Genomic DNA, 17,561 nt, shown 5'->3' on the forward strand with positions numbered 1-17,561 from the left:
CCCCGGTCGGGATCGCCCCACCTAGCTCGGCCCGGAGGTGAGAGCTTTCGGAGGGCTGCTTAGGGGGAAGTATCCGTAACGCCCGAACACAGACTTGGTGAACACCACATCGGTCGCCCCAACAGGGACCCCTTCCGGAGGGTCCGTGTTCTCCATGACGATGACCTGCACACCGACGGAGCTCTGGAGAGAATCATAGAAGCGCGATGCCAGGTCGGACGGCATCGAGTCAGCCTGCTCTGAAGTGGGGTCGAGCTCGTCCGGTGGTCGGTATGTAACCAGCGGGGAGTCGATAACCACGAAGCCTGGATGAGGGAGCCCATTGTTGACGCAGTACTGCCCTAGCGCCACCGTGAAAGCGGCGTGAAGAATTGCGCGTACGCCCTTGCCGTGCGCAGCCCGGGCCTGTCCACCGGCGATCACATCTTGATCAGCGCGGTCGTATCGCACGCTCGCGCTGTCGGGGAATCCCCACTTTTCAAGCAAGTCGGACATCTCGCGCGAGAACGCGTCGAGGAGCGTATAGCTGATCGAGCCAGCTGCGATTGCTACCTCCTTGGCGTTGTCAGCCATCACAGCTGTCAGCGCCTGACGCAGTTCCTCGAGTTGTTCGTAAAGCGCTAGTCCCTTCTCGACAGTCGCCTTGGCCTTCGTCAACTCCTGGAGCGTGGTCTTGCTGGGTTGAAGCTCCTCGTCGACGCCTGCGAGTTCCGATTCGAGTTTGCCAAGCGCGGCCTTGCCCGCCGCATGCTCTTCCCGAATGGTCTCGATCTCGGTATCGAGATCATTGAGAGTGGCTGACAAATCGACCCTGAGCGACCTCGTTTTCTCGATCTCAGCCGAGATGGATTCTGCAGCGTCGGCTCCTTCCGAGTGTTGCTCTCGGGCATGTTCCCCGCTGAGCGGCGAACCGCAGTACGTGCACACACCTGTTCCGAAGAAGCCAAGTAGGTCGCCTGCTTCAGAGATCATCTCGAGTCGCGCGAGATCCGATGCGTACTGAGTTTCAAGGAGCGCTAGACGTGATCGCAGAGCATTCACTTCCACGAAACGCCTTCGCAGCGAGATCTGCGAACCCTGGGCCTCCGACACTTTCTGCGCGGCTTCGGACTGCTTGTGGACTACAGCGCTTAGCGCGCCGGAGTGCGTATCTATTGAGGTGTTCAGTCGCGCGAGTTGGTCGAGGAGTTCGGGCCGATCAGCTGTCGTGTCAAGCCTCAACTCCAGGGAGGCAATGAGCGACTCGATGACCTCTGCCTTTGCTGCGCGCGTCCGCGTCCTTTCAGTCGTAGACAAGATCGGCTGCAACGCGGAGTCGTCCTCTCCTGACAGCATCAACTTGAAAGCAGAAACTTCCTTTGTTCCTGTTGTGTAGCTGCCCGTCAGCACAGGAGATATCTCGGACTGCATCTGGGTCTCATCTACGACCGTCAGGTGCGCGAGGTTCCGGAAGCTAAGCGAGTCGGTTTCGTTTCGGGCATTCTTGCGGATGCGCCTATCGTCGAGGCCTATCTCACCAAGCAGAAAACGCGAGAGGTTGTCTTCCGACGTCGCACTATGTTTCGATGCCAGCGTGAAGTCGGGGGGTGCAACTGTCCTCTCCGAGAGAAGTTCTTCGTACACGCCGATCCGACCGCCGCTGGTCGCTCGAACGAGTGTGAACACCTCGCCGGACCCGGCACGGACGCCTAGCTGAACTCTGTCGTAGCCCTCGCGTTCCGGAACGTCCTTCAAGGATGACCCGCCAAGCGCGAAGTCGATCGCGTCAACGATGAAGGACTTCCCGGTATCTGAGGGTCCGCGGACGAGCGTGAGATTCGGCCCGAAATGGACGGTCGCATCCGGGACGTTCTGCCCAGTCATCGTGATGTGCGTGATCGTGATCATCTACTAGATTCCGGGTCCGTGGTCGTCATTTAACTGGAACTCTTCGGCCCGGTGGCCGAAGACCTCGCTCATCTGCTGGCGTATGTTCTGATCGCTCAATTGACCGAGCGACTTGGATACCCAGGAAGCTCGATCCGTCAGCTTGAGGATGTACGGGGAGGTGAGCAGATCGATGAAACCGGGTGCACGCTCAGACGCAACGAGTGCGATGCCCGCGCTGTCGGCGACTACTTCGGCGAGTCCCACGCGGCAAGCGAGTTCAGCTCCAGCAGAAATTACAGTGCGTTTCATCCCGAGCTCCCCGCTTCTCAGTGGGAGCGCTGGGTGGATACTGGGAGGGCCGCCGAGGTCTCCGCTATGCAGGAGTGCGTGATCCAGGAGCACAAGCCTTCCGATGTCCAGCCCGCGCGGGAACACGGATGCGAGAAGCACACTGACTCGCAGCCCGACCTCGAGTTGACCGTTCAGGTGAGAGGTCATTTCTTACTCACCCACGTGAGTCGGTCGTCGTTCGCCAATTGATGGCAAAGTCCCTTGCGATCTTCCAGTCCGGTTACCGACACCAAGCGGTGGGAGTCGAGCTGCAGTTGAGTCGAGTGTGTCAGGACGGCCGTCAGTCGATCACGCCCAGAGGCATGTGAAACCTCCGCTATCTCTACGACTCCGGCATGGACATCGTCTAGAAGCGACTCGAAGGTACCGGGCGGGACCGAGTCTCGTGCATACACGCGTAGGGCCTCTGCGCTGTAGAAGGCTTGGCGTTGGCGTCGGAAGTGTGGTCCATGAACTGCGTCGCTCGCGATGCTCTGGGCGGACAACGTGCTTTCAGCTTCGGACTCGGAATAGACCTCGAGCAACTGGGCGATGTAGCGCGTTTCGTGGGGCTCAAGGTCGACCGGTGGTTGGTCGGGAGCGCCACGGGCGGGCAGCGAGGTGCCGAAACGGAAAGCGTGGTAATTGGTGCGCGCGTGTCCGTCGATCAGTTCGATCAACTGAACTCCGAGGAACATCTTGAAGTCCGTTTGCTCAGCCGCCGCCCGGATCGCGGCCACGTCCTCGGCGGTCAACTCTCGAGTCGCTGGCGACCCATCATCGAGGGTGGCGAGCACCTTCTCTTTCAGTTCGGACGGGTGGCTCAGTAACCGATTGAGGGTCGGGCCGCACCCCTTGGGCGCCACGAACGAATATCGCCGTGGCATCGTGTAGTCGCCGCGGACAACGTGCCCGAACACCTTGATGATCTCCGGGATGGCCGTCGACGGTGTGAGCGGGTCGGCGTAGTGCTTAGCTTGGTAGCAGTCCCACTCTCCCTCGAACCCGCGGTCCGTCAGCAGGCCTGCGACGTCGATCCCCTGATCCCCCCCCCGCCACCGATGCGTTTTACCTGAACGTAGGCGTCCGAGAGTGCCGTGGTCCACTCGAGAATGAACTCTTCCCAATCGCTTGGCGAATAGAAGTAGACCCTCTGTGCGGGCGGAACCGGAGATCCTGCGCCCGCGCCGAGAAGTTCAGCGCTCGGGTGCGCAAGGTCCAGCAGGGCTGAGCGGGGTGGGGTCTCGCCAACCAATGGTCCTCCTCGACGTCATCTCAAACGATGTCGGGGTCGAATCGCATGAGTCGTGCCTTGATCGTATCTAGAAGGTTCTCAACGCTCCCGCCGGCCCTCGAGCCCGACCTCCGGGGCTACATCGAGTGCAAAGTTCGAAAGCACGGCGGCAGAAGTTCCGATCACTTTGGTCAGCTGCACCGGGTTGGACTGAGGCCGGTGTGTGTCGCCAAATCACAGACATAGATCCACGCGGGCGGTCGTTCATCGAATGGCGCACCCAGTAGTCGCCATGTGCCGTCGTCGAGAGGAATCAGCTCGAGTTTCCCGAGAAATCTCTGCCGGCTATCCCAGACGGCCTTTGGGGTGGCCAAGACGCAGCCCGTGGACTTTCCATGAGCCCCGATCTGAAACTTGAACATCTGATCTCGCTCATGCGTTTCCGCCGTTCACCGCTCGTGGGGGTTTCTTGCCCCGGAAGTCGGATTCGTACAGGTCTGGCAGCGACAGGTCAGGGAGTTAGGGTGAGCGTAGAGCAATAACATGTATGCATGTTATGGTGCCTCACGTGATGAAGATGGAGGGCATCCAGGTGAAGATCCAACCCAAACGGCGTCTAGACATGCGCATCGCGACTCGCCGTGCACGCAACATGTACCCCGAGCTCTCCACCCGGAACGGGTTCACGGCCCGATGCGTGCGATAGCCCCTTCCCGGGACACCGGTCGCGTCTTCGTAGCCCTGTGCTCGTTGGTCATCGCGATCGGCGTCATCTTCATCGGAGCGTCGTTACTCGCGGTTGCCGCGTTCGTGAACGGCATCACGATCGACGTTCCTTTTGTGGCCACGTTCAGAGGGTTCGTCGACTCGACGGGATCGAACGAGGTGACGGTGGACGGGTCATGGATGGCGGTGCTGGTCCTGATTGTTCTTCTCGCCGCGCCCCTGCCGTTCGTCGCGATGACACGTCACCTCGACCGCCCGTGACTCACAGCCACCCCCGCTCCACCGCCACCCGCACGGCATCCGCGCGATTCCGCCCGCCGGTCTTCCCGATGGCGCTGGACAGGTGATTCTTCACCGTCCCCTCCGACAGGTGCACCATCCGTGCGATGTCCGCGATCGACCCTCCGGCGCGAGCTGCAGCCAACACGTCGGTCTCGCGCTCGGTCAGCGGTGAATCCCCCTGCGCCAGCGACTCGGCGGCCAGAACCGGATCGACGACCCGAAGCCCCTGCGAGACGCGCCGCACGGCATCCGCCAGCTCCGCCGCGGGCGTGTCCTTCACCACGAACCCCGACGCCCCGGCCTGCATGGCCCGCGCGAGGTATCCGGGCCGGCCGAAGGTCGTGACGATGAGGGCGCGGCATCCAGGAACCTGCGTGCGCAGAAGAGACGCGGCGGCGATGCCGTCGATGCCGGGCATTTCGATGTCGAGCAGCGCCACGGTCGCCTCGGACGCGCGGGCGGCCTCGACCACCTCGTCGCCGCGGCCGACCTGCGCGACGACTTCGATGTCGGGCTCGAGGCCGAGCAGGGCCGCGAGGGCGCCGCGGACGAGGGCCTGATCGTCGGCGATGAGGAGGCGGATCACCACGACACCTTCACACGGAATCCGCCGAGGTCGCTGCGACCCACGGTCATGCGCCCACCGGCAGTCTCGACGCGCTCGCGCAGACCGGCGAGTCCCGAGCCGGATGACGACGCGCCGGAAGGCCCGCGCCCGTCGTCCGCGACCTCCACCGACCGGGCATCCAGCGACACCCGACAGACGGATGCCTCGGCGTGCCGCACCACGTTCGTCACCGCTTCGCGCACCACCCACCCCGCGAGCTCGCGCCGATCCGAGGGCACCTGATCCGTCGACCCGGGCAGCTCGGCCGCGACCCCGGCGCTCTCCAGTGCTGCGCGTGCCGCGGCGAGCTCGCCGCTGATGCTCACTCCCCTATATCCGTGCACCGTTGCGCGCACGTCTGCCAGCGCACCGCGCGACAACTGCTCGATCTGCGCCACCTCGTCGCGGGCGGCCGGGGAGCCGGCATCCATCAGTCTTCCGGCCAGCTCGGCCTTCACCGTGATCACGGTCAGCGAGTGGCCGAGGATGTCGTGCACGTCGCGCGCGACCCGGCTGCGCTCGCGCTCGGCGGCGAGCTCGGCGACCTGCTCCTGCGCCGCCCGGAGTCGCTCGAGGGTGCGGATGTTCTGCATGAAGCTCAGCATCATGACTGAGACGGACAGGATGATCGCCGAGTTCAGGAAGCTCGTGAAGGTGTCGGCACCGGCCCACTCCCCCACCGCGAACGACAGGGCGCTCAACAGCAGCACGATGAGCCAGGTCAGCCGCCGGCCGACGATCGAGACGGCTGCCGCGACGCCGACGAAGGTCCACATCCAGCGGATGTCGGCACCGATCCACGGGCTCAGGGTCAGACTCAGCGCGAACAGCAGCGCCGCCGGCAGGATCCGCAGCCCGACGGAGCGGGTCCGCCGTGCGAACGGCACGGACGCGAGGAACACCGCGGCGAAAGCCATCACGACGACCGTGCCCACCAGGTGAGCCGCGATCGTGGGCGTCTCCCACAGAGCCAGGAGTGTCGGGTACGTCCAGATCAGCGACAGCCCCGCTCCGAAGAACCAGCCCCGCGTGAACGAGCGGCGGCCCGAAGCGCGCACGCGCCCCGGGCCGGTCGTCTCGCTCATGTCGTTCACGATAGAGCGGCTCACGAACGCCGCGTGTCCCGACGGAAGAAGTACACGGTGCCGGCGATGAACACCGCGAGCCACACCAGCGCGTTGATCAGGGCGCCGAGGTCGAAGGCATCCCCCGTCAGCGGCGCCCGCGCCAGCTCGGCGATGCCGTACACGGGCGTCAGCTTGCCGATCGTCTGCAGGAAGTCGGGCATCGACGAAAGCGGGTAGAACAGCCCGCCGAGGAACGACAGCAGCACCACCGCGAGGCTCGTGATCTGCGCGACGTTCTCGCCCGGCACCATGTACCCGACCATGAGCCCGAGCGTCGTGAACACCGCGCTCGCCAGCAGCCACGCGGCGACACCCGTGACGATCCACTGGACCGCCGACAGCTCGACCCCGACGAGGGATGCCACGACGTACGTCGCGACCACGGCGAGGAGTCCGAACACCATGCCGGCCAACAGCTTGATGATCACGTTGACCAAGGGATTCAGTGGCGTGAGGCGCAGCTGGCGCGTCCATCCCTGTGCGCGTTCGACGGCGACGGCCGCGCCGGTCTGCGTGGCCGACATCATCGCGCCGTACATCGCCATCGACACCATGATGTACGCGGCCACCGACACTCCCCCATCGGCGATCGGCACCTGCGTGAGCGGCGTATCGAGCATCTGGTAGCCGATGATGAAGAACATCAGCACCGGGAACGCCACCGTGAAGAACAGCGCGCGCGGGTTGCGGAGCTTCCGCACCAGCTCGATCCGCAGATACGTGAGCGTGAAGCCGCCCAGGACGGGGACGGGACGGTCGAGGCTGATGGTGGTCATCGGGTTGCTCCGTTCGAGGCGTCGGCGGATGCCGGGGAGTCGATGGTGAGAGCGACGAACACGCTCTCGAGGTTCTGCGCGGTGATCTGCAGATCCCGCGCGGCGGTGGTGGTCAGCAGGTGACGCGCGAGGGCGTCGGAGTCCCGCGTGTGCAGCGTCACGCGCTCGCCCGCGGCCTCGACCGAATCGACGCCGGGGAGCGACGCGAGCGCCGTGATGTCGGCATCCGGGATCGTCGCCTGCACCACCCGACCCGACACGAGGTTCTTGATCTCGGCGGTCGTGCCGTCGGCGACGATCTGCCCGCGGCTCATCAGCACGATGCGGTCGGCGTACTCGTCGGCCTCTTCGAGGTAGTGCGTCGCGAACATCACGGTGCGGCCGCGGGCGGCATCCGTCCGGATCGCGTTCCAGAACGAGCGGCGCGCCTCGACGTCCATGCCCGTGGTCGGCTCGTCGAGGATCAGCAGCGCCGGATCGCTCACGAGCGCCATCGCGAAACGCAGCCGCTGCTGCTCGCCGCCCGAGCAGAGGCCCACGCGGCGGTTCGCCAGATCCCGGATGCCAGCTCGCTCCAACGCCTCGTCCACGGGACGCTTCTCGGCGAACAGGGATGCCGTGAGCTCGACCGTCTCGCGGACCGTGAGGTCTTTCAGCAGGCCCCCGGTCTGCAGGACGGCGGAGACGAGGCCGCGCGAGACGGCGCCGCGCGGGGTGTGCCCGAAGACGCTGATGGAGCCCGCGTCCGGGTTCGTGAGGCCGAGGATCATGTCGATCGTCGTGGTCTTGCCGGCGCCGTTCGGGCCGAGGAACGCCACGATCTCGCCGGGCTGCACGCGCAGATCGACGCCGCGGACGGCGTGGACGGAGCCGAAGCTCTTGACGACGCCCCGCGCGTCGATCGCGGCGGGGGCGGGGGTGGAGGAGGTCATGTCCTCATGCTGGCGCGGCCGCGGGCCCCGTGCCCGGGGCGGGGGTCACCTTGTGGGGGTGACGTTCGTCATGGGTGCTACGGCGCTTCGGTCGCGGGAGGTTGCGCGCATCGTGAGGTCGACAGGAGATCGACGACGACTCGCTCTTCGCGAGTGAGCACGGAGACGTCGACAGTGCTGTTCGCGTAGCCCGTGCCGATGAAGCTGACCGCCGGGTAGCTCAGCTCGAGGCGTGTCTCCTCGACGCGGAAGTCCTCACCGAGGGCTTCGGGGAGTTCGTCGACGAACGCCTGACCGTCGAAGCCCTCGGGCGTCTCGATGGTCCACTGACCCGTATAGAAGACCCCGTCTCCCGAACATCCGAACGGCTTGTCGGAGGGATTCTTGTCGACCCTGAGGCCGGCCGGGAGTTCGTCGACGACGCGCTGCATCGCCGCCTGCGCTTCGCCGCGCACCGTGTCGTAGGTCGGCAGCGGGGTCGGTGTGCAGCCGGTGAGGGCCAGCGCGGCTGCCGTGAGGAGTGCGAGCGCGGGGCGGGTGGCATCCATGCGCTTCCGGGCGGTCGGGCGACTCGTTGCGCGGCGATCGAGGCAGTGCGTCAGGAACTCGGCGCTGGCGTGGGGATGTCGTCGTAGTAGTCGAACGGGTCGCCCGGCACGCACACTCCGCCGAGGCTGATCGTGTATCCCGGCGCAGTGCCGAAGGAGATGGCGTTGACGGGACCGCCCCGACCGAACACGGTGGGCGTGGGATCGTTGACGATTCGAGTCTCGATGCCGATCGAGGTCCAGTAGTCGGCAACGCGTTGCGCGTCGGCGCTGGGATCATCGCCGCTCACCCTTGCGTACGCGCCGTGCCCGAAGGTGACCCCTCCCGCGCCATCGACTGTGCACTCTTCGGGAATGGGGCTCCCATTTCGATCCCGGACCCAGTCGGCCGCCCCCGCGGCTGCAATCGTGCCATCCAGGACGCTATTTGTTTGATCACGGGCTTCGATGGGTGTCATGACGTCTCCTCCGGGCGCGCATGCCGACAATGCCAACGTGATGGCGACGGCAAGTAGGACAAGGACTTTCTTCACAGGCTGAACCCCGGGTTCTGGATGACCTCTTCCCAGTACGAGCGAAGAGGGTTTCCGTCAGATGTATGTTGAGGACGCGAAATTCCGCCTGTCTGAGTTGTGGCCCTCGCGATGTTCTGCAACGACTCAGTACCGCGGTCGAAATATCCCAATCCATCGCCGCTTTGCATCAGGGCGCTGTGATCGGTCACGGGGTACATGCCGTTATCTCCGTCGGTCCCAAAGACCTGAGCGCCGAATCCGGCTGTGCTCGGGTCCACGGGGTGACGGTCGCTCATTCGACCAGTCCAAGCCCACTGATCGCCCGCCTGCGGTGAGATCAGAGGGAGAGTATTCCGTGCCTGGCCTGCGTAGACACGCTCCGCGTTCAGATCCTCGGCAGCATCGATTGCGGGAGGCAGACCCGCCGACCCCACGCTGACGAACGTGTCGACGCGCGGCGTTTCCGGCAGAGTCAAGGCGAGCGATGCGGTTGTCGTGCCGTACGAATGACCGATGACATCCAAGCCCGCACTCGGGCTGACGGTGCTCTCGACCCCTGCCAAAGCCCGGCTGAGCTTCTGCGCGCCTACCTGAGCTCGCTCGTCGCCCATCACGTCAAAGCCGCCTTGCAGGACGGGCACGGGAGGTGTTTCGTACCCGATCCAGGCGATTGTGGCTCGTTTGCTGCCTGGGTCTTCCAAGTTCTGTTGGTCGTAGAGTCTCTGCGCGACGGTGGTCCAGCCAACCATGTCACTAGTGGTGGTGCCCATACCCGGAACGGCGAAAGAAACCTGATCGGCCGAATCTAGGTCGTCGATCGCTACCGCTGCGAGCGGTGGCCAGCTGTCGGACATCGACACAAGGCTGCGGCGCGGGGCGTCAGGGGGAGAGAGCAGAGCTTTCTCGATGTTGAGCAGGTTCTCGAGTCGGTGCATGACCACTTCGGTTTGGACGCGGCTACCTCCGCCCACACCGTAACCGGGCTCCCATGCGGATGCAGGTCTCTCCTCTATTGCTTTCAACTGCGCGCGCAGGTTCGCAATTTCTCGCTCGAGCGTTTTCCGGTTTGCCTGGTCACGGGAAACGTACGAGATGCCCTCCAGGTTGCCGATGAGGGGCGAAGCGCCCGAGATGAGCGCTGCAATGGTTGCGGCATCCAGGCCCTTCCACCACTCGACCACGACGTTCGGTGCGGGCGGATGGTCACGCACAAGCGCGCTCCAGTCGGGGTGCTCTGACAGAAGGTTTTCCACGTTGCCGGGTGGTGCGGATGCCAACCGGTGGAGGACGGACATCGACACGGTGTCCGCGAACGCCGTCGCACGCTCCTTCAGAGGGTCGGACGCGGCGGGTGCCGCCGCCGGCAGAGTGACGGCGGGATCGCCGATCCGCTTCAAGTCCTGCGATCATCTCGGCTGCGTGTGCGGTCAGGGATGGGCCGCTCTGTCGGCGAGAGGCGAACACCGCCTCGAGTGCGTCCCGGACCCCGGCTGCATCGTTCTTCAGAGCGGCGGTCGCATCATCGACGGCTGTGACAGCCTGTGCGGCGGCCGTCGTCGCGTCGTCCAGGCAGGACGCGACGTCGGTGACGAGCGCCGTCACAGCCGTGGCATCCACCGAGTACCGCATCGTCCCAACCTAACCGGGGTCGCCGCGCGCATTCGGAGGGTTGTGGACAATCTCATCCTGCTCTCATCTCCGACCGGGAGAAGTCCCGGTCAGGCCGGCTTCGACGCCCGAATTGTGTAGCTCAGCGGCATGACCGACGGCTGCTCGGTGAGGGCGTATTCGCCGTCGGGGCGCAGCGTCATGCGGCCGGGTAGCGCCTCCCACGGCACGCTGTCGTGCTCGATGAGCGCGTCGAGCCGCAGCCCACGGTCGAGCAGCGCCGTGACGATCTCGCCGAGGCTGCGGTTCCACTCGTACGTCCGGGTGGATTGCAGCGGCGCCGACACCTCGACGTAGGTGCTGTCGTCATCCCATTCCAGCGGTGCGGGTTGCTCGAAGTACGGGAACGTCAGCGTGAGTCCCGGGAGCGTCTCGTTCATCGACCACAGCACCGGGTGGCCCTCGCGGATGTGCAGCGTGCCGCCCGGAGCGAGCAGCTCCGCGACGACTCCGGCCCATTCCGTGATCGACGGCAGCCAGCAAAGGGCCCCGATACCCGTGTAGACGAGGTCGAACTCCGCCGCGGGCAAGACATCGGTGGCGTGAGAAACGTCCGATTGGACGAAATCGACGGCATCCCCGGTCTCGGCCACGAGCCGCCGAGCTTCGACGATGGCGTTCTCCGAGAAGTCCAGGCCCGTGACCCGGGCGCCGAGGCGCGCGAGCGACAGCGTGTCGGTGCCGATGTGGCATTGGAGGTGCACGGCGCGCTTGCCGGTCAGGTCGCCGAGGAGCGCTTGATCGAACCGCACGACATCGCTCAGCGCGTCTCGGTCCTCCACGTAGCGCAGCACGCCGTAGCCCGATCCGTCGCGGGCGGCGTGAAGGGTGGCGCGCTCGTTCCAGTTGGCGCGGTTCGCATCGAGGTACTCGGTGGTCATGGCATCCCTTCCGACGGCACAGCCTTGCGACGATACACATCCGGATGCCAGGTCACCAGGCCGAAGTGCCGGCCCAGGAGAAGGTGCTGGCGGCGGCAAACCCGAACGGCCACCGCCAGCACCGGGCGCCGACGATGCCGGAAAGTCCGTCGGCGCAATGCGGGAGGGCTCCGTGGCGATGACACCAGCGGAGTGGGGGACCTCCCTATAAACAGGACCCGATCGGGTTCGGATCATGACGGGACGACACGAAGAACTTGCGTGGCGCCGGATGACGACACCCGCCCGTCGTGTCCGGGGTCCGGGTTAGCCTGACGGGCATGTCGGGCAGTGTGTACGTGATCCATGAGAACCCCCAGTGGCTTCCGCCGTTCCAGGCGGCCTTCGAGGCGGAAGGGGTGCCGCTGGAGGAGTGGCTGCTGACCGATGGGTCCATCGATCTCTCCGTCGAGCCCCCCGAGGGCGTGTTCTGGTCGCGGCTGAGCGCGTCCGCCCACACCCGCGATCACGCGGCGAGCAAAGAGTACGGTCGCGCCGTGCTGCGGTGGCTCTCGTCGTGGGGCCGCACGGTCGTCAACGGCGCGGACGTGCTCGAGCTCGAGGTCAGCAAGGTCGCGCAGCACGCGGCGCTGCGCCACGCGGGTGTCGAGGTGCCGCGCACGTCGGCGGTGTTCGGGCGCGCTGGGCTGCCCGCGAAGGCCCGCGAGTTCGAGGCGCCGTTCATCAGCAAGCACAACCAGGGCGGCAAGGGCCTGGGCGTGCGCCGATGGGAGTCCCACGCCGAGTTCGCGGCGTGGGTCGACGGCCCCGACTTCGAGCCCTCGCCCGACGGCATCACCCTGCTGCAAGAGCTCCTCGTCGCCCGCGCGCCGTTCATCACGCGCGCCGAGTTCGTCGGGGGCGAGTTCGTCTACGCCGTGCGCGTGGACACGAGCGCGGGCAGCTTCGAGCTCTGCCCGGCCGAGGCGTGCGCGATCCCCGGTGCCGACGGCGTGGAGCCCGAGCCGCTGTTCCGTCTTCGCGACGACGTCGACCCCGCGCTCATCGACCGCTACCTGGCGTTCCTCGCGGCCGAGGGCATCGGCGTCGCCGGCATCGAGTTCATCGAGACGCGTGACGGACGCACCGTCACCTACGACGTGAACACCAACACGAACTACAACCCCGACGTCGAGGCATCCGCTCCGCGTTCCGGTCCGCGCCAGATCGCACGCTGGCTCGGCGCTCTGCTGCCGCACCAGGCGGTGGGTGTGCGTGGCTGAACCCCACCGCGACTGGGACGGCTTCGGGTTCGCGACCCGCCAGGTGCATGCCGGCGAGGTCGAAGACCTCACGCACGGTTCGCGCGTGACGCCCGTGCACCTCTCGGCGGGGTATCGCTTCGCGTCGTTCCAGGAGGCGACCGATCGCTTCGCCGGCACCGACCTGGGGCACCTGTACTCGCGCAACCTCAACCCGACGAACCAGGTCGCCGAGGCGCGTCTCGCGTCGCTCGAGGGCGGAACGGGTGCGCTCGTCGTCGGGTCGGGACAGGCCGCGATCACCGCCACCTTGCTCGGGCTCGCGGGCGCGGGCGAGCACATCGTGTCGACGGCCAGCATCTACAGCGGAACGCGCGTGCTCTTCGATCGCACGTTCGCGCGCCTGGGCGTCACGGTCGAGTATGTCTGGAACCCCGACGACGATGCCGAGTGGGATGCCCTGATCCGGCCCGAGACCAAGGCGATCTTCACCGAGACGCTCCCCAACCCGAAGAACGACGTCGTCGACATCGCGCGCGTGGCCCGGATCGCCGAGCGCCACGGTCTGCCGCTCGTCGTCGACAACACGATCGCGACGCCGTTCCTCCTCCGACCGATCGAGCACGGCGCGCACGTCGTCGTGCACTCGGCGACGAAGTTCCTGTCGGGTCACGGAGCGAACCTCGCCGGTGCCATCGTCGACGGCGGGACGTTCGACTGGGCCGGAGCCTCCCGGCCGTATCCCGGGATCACCGACACCGCGATCGCCGGCCATCCTTCGTACGTCGAGGCCTTCGGCCGTCGTGCGTTCGAGTTCTACCTGCGCTTCGGAATCGCCAACGACACCGGCCCCGCGCTCTCGCCGCTCAATGGCTTCCTGCTGCAGCAGGGCATGGAGACCCTGTCCGTGCGGATGCGTCAGCACCTGGCATCCGCCCGCGAGATCGCCGAGTGGCTCGACAGCCACGAACTCGTCGAGAGCGTCGACTTCGCGGGGCTCCCCTCGCACCCGCAGCACGCGCTCGCCGTGCGCGACTACGGCGGGCTCACCGGCTCGGTGTTCTCGTTCACCGTCCGGGGCGGGCGCGACGGCGCCGAGCGGTTCTTCGACGCGCTCCGCCTGTTCAGCCGCATGACGAATATCGGCGACACGCGCTCGATGGCGCTGCACCCCGCGACCACGACCCACCTCGGCTTCACTCAAGACGTGCGCGACCGCCTCGGCATCCACGACGGGCTCATCCGCCTGTCGATCGGACTCGAGGATGCCGCCGACCTCATCGCCGACCTCGACCAGGCGCTCCGCGCGGCGGCGTAGGTCTGCGGCTCCGCGCGGCGGGCGGCGGGGCGGCGCTCGGACGTTGAGTGTCCACGACACGCGGATGCCATTGCATCCGGTCCGCGTGTTCTGGACACTCAACCCCAGCGCACCCTGGGGAGCACCGCCTCAGGCGTCGCGCAGAGCCTCGAGCCGGCGCACGCGCGGGATGACCTCGGCGGCGAACCGCTGCAGCTCGGGCAGGTGCGGCGAGAACTGCAGCAGCAGCGTCGACACACCCACGTTCGCGAACGCGACGATGCGCTCGGCCACCTGGTCGGGCGTGCCGACGAGGTTCGGGCGCAGGCCTCGGTTCGAGACGGAGTACTCCTTGAGGTCGACCTGGGTGTCGAGCTTCGACTTGCTCACGAACTCCTGGTACGAGCCGTACGCCGCTCCCCCGCGCACATCGGTGATGCGGTCGACCTCAGCCTGCGCCTCTTCCTCGGTGTCGCGCACGATCCCGTACGCCGCCATGCCGAAGGCCTCGAACGGCGGGGCTCCGGCTTCCGCGCGGCGCCGCCGCATGTCGGCGACCTTCACCTCGAGCTCGTCGAGGGTGCCGCCGTGCGTGAGGTACGCGTCCGCGAAGCGCGTGATCGCGGTGCGTCCGGCCTCGCTCTCGCCACCGGCGTACAGCCGCGGGATCACGCGCGGCTTCGGCTCGAGGAACGTCCCCTCGGTGCGGTAGTACTCCCCCTCGTACGCGAACGGCGTCTGCGTCCACAGGCCGCGGAGCACCTCGACCCACTCGATCGTCCGCGCGTAGCGGTCGTCATGGGCGCTGAACAGCCCGTCGTACTGCTTCGCCTCCTCGGCCCACCAGGCCGACACGACGTTGAGGGTGAAGCGTCCCCCGCTGATCTCGTCGATGGTCGCGGCCTGCTTCGCCGTGTGGAACGGGTTGTGGAAGCCCGGGCGCACCGCCGCGAGCAGCTCCAGCTTCGACGTCACCGCCGCGAGACCCGCCGTCACCGCCCACGCGTCGAGCGACGGCGCGTCGACGCCCTTGATGTCGTTCAGGTTCAGCTCGGGGATGAGGGTCAGGTCGAAGCCCCCTTCTTCGGCGGCCCGCGCGATCTCCGCGATGTGCGCGAACGACACCGGCGTCCGCTCGTCGTCGACGTTGCGCAGCCAGCCGCCGAAGATCGGAGTCCAGTAGCCGAAACGCACGCGCTGGGGGGAGGTCATGGCATCCATCCTCACCCGGTTGAACGATGTGTGTCGTCACGCGAGGACACGGTCCGTCACACGCCGTTGACCCCCGCCGACGGGGGTGCGACCGTAGCCGGGTTCCGATCCGCGAGGAGAAGCCCATGACCGACATCGCCGCCACGCACGAGCCCCTGAAGTTCGCCTATTGGGTCCCCAATGTCAGCGGCGGCCTGGTGATCAGCTCCATCGAGCAGCGCACCGACTGGGGCCTCGACTACAACGTCGAACTCGCCCGCACGGCTGAGCGCGTCGGATTCGCGTACGCCCTGAGCCAGGTGCGGTACGCCTCCAGCTACGGCGCCGCGCAGCAGCACGAGTCGACGTCGATCAGCCTGGCGCTGCTGCTGGCCACCGAGAAGCTCAAGGTCATCTCGGCCATCCACCCCGGCATCTGGCATCCGGCCGTCCTCGCGAAGTTCATCAACACCGCCGACCAGTTCTCGCACGGCCGCGCCGCCGTGAACGTCGTCAGCGGCTGGTTCAAAGACGAGTACACCGACCTCGGACTCGAATGGCTCGAGCACGACGAGCGGTACGAACGCGCGGCGGAGTTCATCCAGGTCCTGCGCGGACTGTGGACGCAGGAGCAGTTCTCGTTCCACGGCAAGTACTACGACATCACCGACTTCACGCTGCGCCCGTTCCCGTACGAGGTGCCGGGCCGTGCGCATCCCGACATCTTCCAGGGCGGCAACTCCACCGCTGCGCGGTTCAACGGCGGCGCGTACGCCGACTGGTACTTCTCCAACGGCAAGGACTTCGACGGCTTCACCGAGCAGTATGACGAGGTCACCCGGATCGCGGCTGAACACGGCCGCCGCACGCGCTTCGGCCTCAACGGCTTCGTGATCCAGCGTGACAGCCGCGCCGAGGCGGAGGAGCAGCTCCGCGAGATCATCGCGCACGCCGACGACGGCGCGGTCGAGGGCTTCCGCAAGAGCGTGCAGGAGGCCGGTAACGCCACCGCCGACAAGAAGGGCATGTGGGCCGATTCGACCTTCGACGACCTCGTTCAGTACAACGACGGCTTCCGCACGCAGCTCTTCGGGGATGCCGAGCAGATCGCGGAACGCATCATCGAGTACAAGAAGCGCGGCGTCGACCTCTTCCTCCTGGGGTTCCTGCACTTCCAGGAGGAGCTGGAGCGGTTCGGCGAGACCGTCATCCCGATCGTGCGCGAACTCGAGGCCGACCTCGCCCGCACCGGCGACCCGATCGGCGTCGCGCGGGGCTGACGCTCCCCCGTCGCACGGGGCTGACGCTCTCCCGGTCGAGTGTCCAGAACACGCCGTATCGGCCCCGCGCCATACGGCGTGTCTTGGACACTCGGCCGTGAGCGAGGCGTCTATGCCCCGTCGAGCATGGACTGGGCGCGAGCGGTCTGGGCGCGCAGCGCCTCTGCCAACGCCGTCACCGCGGGGATCCGTAGGGAATCCGCGCGGACGATCATCCAGTACGAAAGCCTCTCCGCCACGAGCGAGGGCAGCAGGCGTACGAGATCCGGATGCCGGTCGGCGGCGAAACAGGGAAGCATGCCGATTCCGGCACCTACGCGTGTCGCCTCCACGTGGACGAACACGTTGGTCGAGGTGACGCCGTCGCGCATGCGCGGGACGAGCCGTCGGGGCAGGTCGAGCGCCTCCACCTGCAGCATCGAGTCGACGAAGTACACGAGCCGATGCTGCTCGAGTTCGGCGAGGTCGCGCGGGGTGCCCTCGCGCTCGAGGTACGCGCGGGAGGCGTACATGCCGAGCGTGTAGGTGCCGAGGCGGGTCGCGGTCCCGCGCGACGACGGCGGCTCCCCGACCACGACCTCGAGGTCGAGTCCCGGACGGTGCAGCGCCGCCCTCCGCTGCGTCGCCACGATCTCGACGGTGAGTTCCGGATGCCGCTGACGCAGCGCGGCGATCGCGGGAGCCGCGACGTAGGCGCTGAAGCCGTCGGTGGCCGACATGCGCACGACACCCGATACGGGATCCGGCTCCTCTCCCCCGCCGGAGAGCCGTGACATCGCCGCCTCGATGCGTCCGGCCGTCTCGACCGCGTGCTTTCCGAGCGCCGTGAGCTCCCACCCGCGGCCCGAGGCGGCCACGACTCTCCCGCCCAGCGCGTCCTCGAGCGCCGCGATGCGGCGGGCCACGGTGGTGTGGTCGACCCCGCGCACCTGCGCGGCAGCGGTGTAGCGGCCGGTGCGGGCGACTGCGAGCAGCATCAGCAGGTCGTCGGCGCGGACGTTCGTGGCATCCATGTGTGCAATTCTGCACACCCGACCCGCACGTCTGGGCATTGCCG

Annotated in this window: 17 protein-coding genes; 4 read left to right on the top strand and 13 right to left on the bottom strand. The window is 66.7% G+C overall.

Annotated elements, in window-relative coordinates:
- Positions 1-21: 21 nt before the first annotated feature.
- From BW982_RS09785 to BW982_RS09795, 3 genes are read right to left on the bottom strand one after another with little or no spacing between them, the layout of a single operon-like run.
- On the bottom strand, positions 22-1,887 hold the full coding sequence (locus BW982_RS09785) for an AAA family ATPase (RefSeq protein WP_076492756.1): 1,866 nt from the start codon (positions 1,885-1,887) through the stop codon (positions 22-24).
- A 3-nt stretch (positions 1,888-1,890) separates the two neighbouring features.
- The gene (locus BW982_RS18655) at positions 1,891-2,367 is read right to left on the bottom strand and encodes an ABC-three component system middle component 2 (RefSeq protein ID WP_076492758.1); all 477 of its coding nucleotides are present in this window, start codon (positions 2,365-2,367) and stop codon (positions 1,891-1,893) included.
- Complete coding sequence (locus BW982_RS09795; RefSeq protein WP_076492760.1) at positions 2,364-3,305, bottom strand: ABC-three component system protein; 942 nt, start codon at positions 3,303-3,305, stop codon at positions 2,364-2,366. The genes BW982_RS18655 and BW982_RS09795 overlap by 4 nt, the downstream gene beginning before the upstream one ends.
- Before the next feature lie 878 nt (positions 3,306-4,183).
- Between BW982_RS09795 and BW982_RS09800 the strand changes: the two genes are divergently transcribed.
- Positions 4,184-4,420, top strand: coding sequence for a hypothetical protein (locus BW982_RS09800; protein WP_139327395.1), 237 nt, complete (start codon positions 4,184-4,186; stop codon positions 4,418-4,420).
- Between the two features lies 1 nt (position 4,421).
- On the opposite strand, the gene BW982_RS09805 is transcribed toward BW982_RS09800, so the two are convergent.
- The 8 genes from BW982_RS09805 to BW982_RS09840 form a co-directional block, all read right to left on the bottom strand.
- The gene (locus tag BW982_RS09805; protein WP_076493636.1) at positions 4,422-5,027 is read right to left on the bottom strand and encodes a response regulator transcription factor; all 606 of its coding nucleotides are present in this window, start codon (positions 5,025-5,027) and stop codon (positions 4,422-4,424) included.
- Positions 5,024-6,133 carry a sensor histidine kinase gene (locus BW982_RS09810; RefSeq protein ID WP_076492764.1) on the bottom strand — a complete coding sequence of 370 codons (1,110 nt, stop codon included), beginning with the start codon at positions 6,131-6,133 and terminating at the stop codon, positions 5,024-5,026. Before BW982_RS09810 ends, BW982_RS09805 begins: the two co-directional genes overlap by 4 nt.
- Before the next feature lie 20 nt (positions 6,134-6,153).
- Positions 6,154-6,951: an ABC transporter permease gene (locus BW982_RS09815; protein WP_076492766.1), complete on the bottom strand. Its 798-nt coding sequence runs from the start codon at positions 6,949-6,951 to the stop codon at positions 6,154-6,156.
- The gene (locus BW982_RS09820) at positions 6,948-7,883 is read right to left on the bottom strand and encodes an ABC transporter ATP-binding protein (RefSeq protein WP_076492768.1); all 936 of its coding nucleotides are present in this window, start codon (positions 7,881-7,883) and stop codon (positions 6,948-6,950) included. Before BW982_RS09820 ends, BW982_RS09815 begins: the two co-directional genes overlap by 4 nt.
- A 77-nt stretch (positions 7,884-7,960) precedes the next feature.
- Positions 7,961-8,431 carry a hypothetical protein gene (locus tag BW982_RS09825; protein WP_076492770.1) on the bottom strand — a complete coding sequence of 157 codons (471 nt, stop codon included), beginning with the start codon at positions 8,429-8,431 and terminating at the stop codon, positions 7,961-7,963.
- A 50-nt stretch (positions 8,432-8,481) separates the two neighbouring features.
- Positions 8,482-8,889 carry a hypothetical protein gene (locus BW982_RS17760; RefSeq protein WP_139327396.1) on the bottom strand — a complete coding sequence of 136 codons (408 nt, stop codon included), beginning with the start codon at positions 8,887-8,889 and terminating at the stop codon, positions 8,482-8,484.
- A 71-nt stretch (positions 8,890-8,960) separates the two neighbouring features.
- Positions 8,961-10,343: an alpha/beta hydrolase gene (locus BW982_RS09835; protein WP_083696619.1), complete on the bottom strand. Its 1,383-nt coding sequence runs from the start codon at positions 10,341-10,343 to the stop codon at positions 8,961-8,963.
- 321 nt (positions 10,344-10,664) lie between these two features.
- Complete coding sequence (locus BW982_RS09840; RefSeq protein ID WP_076492776.1) at positions 10,665-11,495, bottom strand: class I SAM-dependent methyltransferase; 831 nt, start codon at positions 11,493-11,495, stop codon at positions 10,665-10,667.
- Positions 11,496-11,815: 320 nt separating this feature from the next.
- Between BW982_RS09840 and BW982_RS09845 the strand changes: the two genes are divergently transcribed.
- Positions 11,816-12,757, top strand: coding sequence for an ATP-grasp domain-containing protein (locus tag BW982_RS09845; RefSeq protein WP_076492778.1), 942 nt, complete (start codon positions 11,816-11,818; stop codon positions 12,755-12,757).
- Entirely contained in the window at positions 12,750-14,054 is a 1,305-nt protein-coding gene (locus tag BW982_RS09850; protein WP_076492780.1) for an O-acetylhomoserine aminocarboxypropyltransferase/cysteine synthase family protein, read from the top strand. The genes BW982_RS09845 and BW982_RS09850 overlap by 8 nt, the downstream gene beginning before the upstream one ends.
- Positions 14,055-14,183: 129 nt before the next feature.
- Here the strand turns inward: BW982_RS09850 and BW982_RS09855 are convergent, their stop codons facing one another.
- On the bottom strand, positions 14,184-15,245 hold the full coding sequence (locus BW982_RS09855; RefSeq protein WP_217693677.1) for an LLM class flavin-dependent oxidoreductase: 1,062 nt from the start codon (positions 15,243-15,245) through the stop codon (positions 14,184-14,186).
- Positions 15,246-15,370: 125 nt separating this feature from the next.
- Here BW982_RS09855 and sfnG point away from each other — a divergent pair, with 125 nt between their 5' ends.
- The gene (gene sfnG / locus BW982_RS09860; protein WP_076492782.1) at positions 15,371-16,504 is read left to right on the top strand and encodes a dimethylsulfone monooxygenase SfnG; all 1,134 of its coding nucleotides are present in this window, start codon (positions 15,371-15,373) and stop codon (positions 16,502-16,504) included.
- Between the two features lie 110 nt (positions 16,505-16,614).
- Here the strand turns inward: sfnG and BW982_RS09865 are convergent, their stop codons facing one another.
- On the bottom strand, positions 16,615-17,517 hold the full coding sequence (locus BW982_RS09865; protein ID WP_076492784.1) for a LysR family transcriptional regulator: 903 nt from the start codon (positions 17,515-17,517) through the stop codon (positions 16,615-16,617).
- Positions 17,518-17,561: the final 44 nt, after the last annotated feature.

The sequence above is a fragment of the Microbacterium sp. RURRCA19A genome (assembly GCF_900156455.1).
Lineage (GTDB): Bacteria > Actinomycetota > Actinomycetes > Actinomycetales > Microbacteriaceae > Microbacterium.

What these genes read in the sequence shown, in the direction of transcription:
- BW982_RS09785 (WP_076492756.1), bottom strand. Translation starts at nt 1,887, where the DNA reads ATGATCACGATCACGCACATCACGATGACTGGGCAGAACGTCCCGGAT.
- BW982_RS18655 (WP_076492758.1), bottom strand. Translation starts at nt 2,367, where the DNA reads ATGACCTCTCACCTGAACGGTCAACTCGAGGTCGGGCTGCGAGTCAGT.
- BW982_RS09810 (WP_076492764.1), bottom strand. Translation starts at nt 6,133, where the DNA reads ATGAGCGAGACGACCGGCCCGGGGCGCGTGCGCGCTTCGGGCCGCCGC.
- BW982_RS09815 (WP_076492766.1), bottom strand. Translation starts at nt 6,951, where the DNA reads ATGACCACCATCAGCCTCGACCGTCCCGTCCCCGTCCTGGGCGGCTTC.
- BW982_RS09820 (WP_076492768.1), bottom strand. Translation starts at nt 7,883, where the DNA reads ATGACCTCCTCCACCCCCGCCCCCGCCGCGATCGACGCGCGGGGCGTC.
- BW982_RS09825 (WP_076492770.1), bottom strand. Translation starts at nt 8,431, where the DNA reads ATGGATGCCACCCGCCCCGCGCTCGCACTCCTCACGGCAGCCGCGCTG.
- BW982_RS17760 (WP_139327396.1), bottom strand. Translation starts at nt 8,889, where the DNA reads ATGACACCCATCGAAGCCCGTGATCAAACAAATAGCGTCCTGGATGGC.
- BW982_RS09840 (WP_076492776.1), bottom strand. Translation starts at nt 11,495, where the DNA reads ATGACCACCGAGTACCTCGATGCGAACCGCGCCAACTGGAACGAGCGC.
- BW982_RS09845 (WP_076492778.1), top strand. Translation starts at nt 11,816, where the DNA reads ATGTCGGGCAGTGTGTACGTGATCCATGAGAACCCCCAGTGGCTTCCG.
- BW982_RS09855 (WP_217693677.1), bottom strand. Translation starts at nt 15,245, where the DNA reads ATGACCTCCCCCCAGCGCGTGCGTTTCGGCTACTGGACTCCGATCTTC.
- sfnG (WP_076492782.1), top strand. Translation starts at nt 15,371, where the DNA reads ATGACCGACATCGCCGCCACGCACGAGCCCCTGAAGTTCGCCTATTGG.
- BW982_RS09865 (WP_076492784.1), bottom strand. Translation starts at nt 17,517, where the DNA reads ATGGATGCCACGAACGTCCGCGCCGACGACCTGCTGATGCTGCTCGCA.